Source organism: Micromonospora sp. L32, assembly GCF_052068055.1.
GTDB classification, from domain to species: Bacteria; Actinomycetota; Actinomycetes; order Mycobacteriales; family Micromonosporaceae; genus Micromonospora; species Micromonospora purpureochromogenes.
Window position 1 is genome coordinate 1 of sequence record NZ_JBQHDD010000023.1, and the last position, 3,485, is coordinate 3,485.

4 protein-coding genes are annotated in these 3,485 nt (G+C 68.1%); 2 read left to right on the plus strand and 2 right to left on the minus strand.

All coding sequences use genetic code 11. The annotated features are described in order from the left end of the window. Both ACTMTB_RS30820 and ACTMTB_RS30825 read right to left on the minus strand, forming a co-directional pair. Positions 1-1,269, minus strand: a 1,269-nt coding sequence (locus ACTMTB_RS30820; protein WP_441149638.1) for a glycogen debranching N-terminal domain-containing protein, incomplete at its 3' end; no start/stop codon positions are given. Beyond that, positions 1,266-1,643 (minus strand): SCP2 sterol-binding domain-containing protein, encoded by a 378-nt coding sequence (locus ACTMTB_RS30825; protein WP_441149639.1) that lies wholly within the window; start codon positions 1,641-1,643, stop codon positions 1,266-1,268. The genes ACTMTB_RS30825 and ACTMTB_RS30820, both read right to left, overlap by 4 nt. Before the next feature lie 208 nt (positions 1,644-1,851). On the opposite strand from ACTMTB_RS30825, the gene ACTMTB_RS30830 reads away from it, so the two are divergent. Together ACTMTB_RS30830 and ACTMTB_RS30835 are read left to right on the plus strand one after the other, a co-directional pair. Next, positions 1,852-2,229, plus strand: coding sequence for an SCP2 sterol-binding domain-containing protein (locus tag ACTMTB_RS30830; protein ID WP_441149640.1), 378 nt, complete (start codon positions 1,852-1,854; stop codon positions 2,227-2,229). After that, the coding region (locus ACTMTB_RS30835) for an amylo-alpha-1,6-glucosidase (protein WP_441149641.1) at positions 2,226-3,485 on the plus strand (1,260 nt) is incomplete at its 3' end. The genes ACTMTB_RS30830 and ACTMTB_RS30835, both read left to right, overlap by 4 nt.

Genomic DNA, 3,485 nt, shown 5'->3' on the forward strand with positions numbered 1-3,485 from the left:
GCGGAAGGAGATCGCGTTGGGGGATTCCTTCCAGCACTGGTTCTCCAGCCCGGTTCGTTCGTTGCGGCGCTGGTACCAGACGTAGCCGTCGCCCATGATGTCGCCGTACTCGTCGATCCAGTGCAGGGCCGCCCGCGCCTCGTCCTCGAACTCCCGCGCCGTATCGGCGTCTCCGGTCCACCGCTCGTACTCGTCGAGCAGGACCACGTAGAGCGGGGTGATGTCAGCGGCCCCGTAGTACGGCGACTGTGGGAGTTCCTCGAACGCGACCAGTTCGCCGTAGCGGAACTCCCTCAGGATCTTGCCGGGCTCCTCGTCCCGGAAGTCGTCGAGCACCGCGCCCTGGTCGATGCCGAGCATGTGCAGGGCGGCAAGGGCGAGGCGCGGTGCGAACGGCAACGCCTGCAAGCTGGCGAAGATGGCTTCCCGGCCGGCGATGGTCGCGCTCCACGGCAGACCCGCCGCGGGCAGCGCCTCGGCCGGCAGCGTCAGCGGCGAGTACCCCAGCGCGGCGAGATCGACCATGGACTGCCGGTACGTCCGCTCCAATGGCTCCCAGTCGCAGATCAGTTGCGGAGCCGCGCCGAGCCACTGCTGGAGGTTCCACTCGAGCCGGGACCTGTCCCGCCGGCGGCGGCCGGGATGGACATGCTCCCGGACGTCCTCACCGTCCGGGCGCAGCACCAGCCCTCGGACGTGCAGCGTCGTGGTCCACCGGCCGTGCGGTTCGATCCGGATCTGGTACGTCAGCCCCCGTTCGTCGACCCGCGCCGGCTCGGTGGAGGAGATGACCGTCTCCCGGCGGAAGGCGTCCCGCTGGTAGCCGAGATGCAACCGGCCGTTCTCGACGTGCCGGTACAGCCGACCCTTCGGCGTACGCCCCTGTGCCGCCACGGCCAGCGGCGCGAAGTCGGAGTCCGCCTCCACATGGACGGTCATCTCGGCCGGTTCGCCGGAGTGGTTGAGCACCGTCAACTGCTCCTCGAAGCTACCGGCCACCGACCGCTCCCGGATCACCGACACCTTCGCGTCGACGTAGTGGGTGGGTGCGCCGGGCACCAGGAAGAAACGCACCTCGAAGTAGGACGGGTCGTCCCGGGCGAGCGGGCTCAGCCGTTCACCGTTGAGGGTCAGCCGCCACAGGGACAGGAACCGGGTGTCGAACGAGTAGAACCCGCTCGGCACGGTGGGCGTCGCCGCCAGGTCGCCACTGCCGTCGCTCAGCACGAAGATGTTGCCGTCGAGGATCCTGATGAGGTCCGTCTTCATGCGCGCCCCCCACGGTCACGGACGACGTCCCGTGGATGTCGCGCCCGGGGCGGAGGTGCGAAGAGCCGCTCCAGCAGCACGATGAACCGAAACTTTCCCTCGCTCGTAATCTCGTTCCTCAGCCACGCCGGGAGCGGTTTGGCCTCGCCACGGACCATGCGGTCGAAGAAGGCACTGTCGGCACGGATGACGGCGTCGGCGTCGCCATCCCGTTGTGACACGCGGACGGCACCGCCGCGGATCTCCACGAACCAGTGGTCGACCTCATGGTCGTGTTCCAGGTCGAACCGGATGGTGCCGTTCGTCTTCTTCAGCACGCGTTCGTGGCCGTGTCGTTCGAGCGCGTCGAAGAATCCCCGGGCCGTCTCCGACATGGCACCACCACCCCCGAAGAAGAATCGCGACCAGGGCAGCATCGCTCAGGTTGCGGTGCCCTGACCTCACCCGGACCGGATGAGATCGCCGGGCCACTCACGCAGGGCACTGACATTTCACCCGCTGCGGGTGATGCGACGGTGGGCCGCCACCGGCCATCGTGAGCGTGGCTGCTCGTCCGGGCTCGGGACCGACCGGAGGAGGCTCATGTCGAATCCCACCGCGAACTTCTTGGAGGCCCTCGACCGGCGAGGCCACGAACCCCTCCTCGAGGACGCCGTCGGCAGCATCCGGTTCGACCTCGGACACGACCAGGAGGTCGACCACTGGTTGCTGGTGATCAGACGCGGCGATGTCCGCGTCTCGCGGGAGGAGAGCGCGGCCGACTGCGTGCTCAGGGGCAGCAGAGCGACCTTCGACCGGATCGTCACCGGCAGGTCGCACATCTACGCGGCGTGGGTGCGTAACGAACTCAGGGCCGAAGGTGACCTGCGGCTCGCCCGCTTCCTCCAGCGGGTGATGCCGGGGCCACCCGGCGCGCACCATCCACGGGAGTTCGCCCGCCGAAAGAGCGGACCGGCATGAGCGACGGACTCGTTCGACTGCTGGACGGCAACACGTTCGTGGTCAGTGAGGAGACCGGCGACATCGACGCGTCGCCGGCCATCCCGACCGGCTTCTTCTCGTTCGACACCCGGTTCCTGTCGAAATGGATCCTCTCCATCAACGGTGAACGGGTCAACGCGCTCAACGTTGAGGAGGTCGACTACTTCGAGAGCCGATTCTTGGTCGTCCCGACCGTCCTGACTCCGCTGGTGGACATCAGCGTGTCGGCCATTCGCGAGCGCTCGATCGGCGAGAGCTTCAACGAGCGGCTGACCGTGATCAACCACGAACCCGGGCCCGTCGACCTGCGAATCCGGATCGACATCGAAAGCGACTTCGCCGACCTTTTCGAGATCAAGGACGTCCGCAACAAGAAGGGCGGGCACTACGCCCGGGTCGAGGACGGGTGCCTGCGGCTCGGTTATCGGCGGGAGACGTTCCACCGGGAGACGTTGGTCTCCTCCACTGAGCCGGCACAGATCGACGAGCGGGGGTTGACGTACGACGTCCGCCTCGAACCGCACGGCGAGTGGGTCACCGACATCCACGTGCGGACCCTGGGCGTGGACGGACGTGATCTTCGGCAGAGCCTGCAGGGCTCGCCCGGTCGGGCCCGCCGGCAGATGCGGCAGGACCTGGACCGTTGGCTCGCGGAAGCCCCCCGTCTGACCTGCGACTCCCCCACGTTGGCGATGACCTACCGGCGCAGCCTGTCCGATCTCGCCGCGCTGCGCTTCGTGCCGCTGACCGCCGGCGGACATGCCCTGCCCGCCGCCGGCCTGCCATGGTTCATGGCGATCTTCGGCCGGGACAGCATCTTCACCAGCCTGCAGGCGCTGCCGTTCGCACCGGAACTGGCGGTCACGACGCTGCGCCTGCTGGCGCTGTTGCAGGGCGTCGTCCTCGACGACTTCCGCGAGGAGGAGCCGGGGAAGATGCTGCACGAACTCCGGTACGGGGAGACGATCGGCTTCGAGGAGCAGCCCCACTCGCCGTACTACGGCAGCGCCGACTCCACCCCGCTCTACGTGATCCTGCTCGACGAGTACGAGCGGTGGACCGGAGACGCCGCCACCGTGCGGCTTCTCGAGCGGCCCGCGCGGGCCGCGCTGCACTGGATCGACGAGTACGGCGACCTGATGGGCGACGGCTACGTCTGGTACCGGCGCCGCAACGAGCGCAACGGATTGGAGAACCAGTGCTGGAAGGACTCCTGGGATTCGATCTCCTTCCGG

Bases quoted from the DNA above. Each gene is read 5' to 3' on its own strand.
- ACTMTB_RS30830 (WP_441149640.1), top strand. From the start codon at position 1,852: ATGTCGAATCCCACCGCGAACTTCTTGGAGGCCCTCGACCGGCGAGGC.
- ACTMTB_RS30825 (WP_441149639.1), bottom strand. From the start codon at position 1,643: ATGTCGGAGACGGCCCGGGGATTCTTCGACGCGCTCGAACGACACGGC.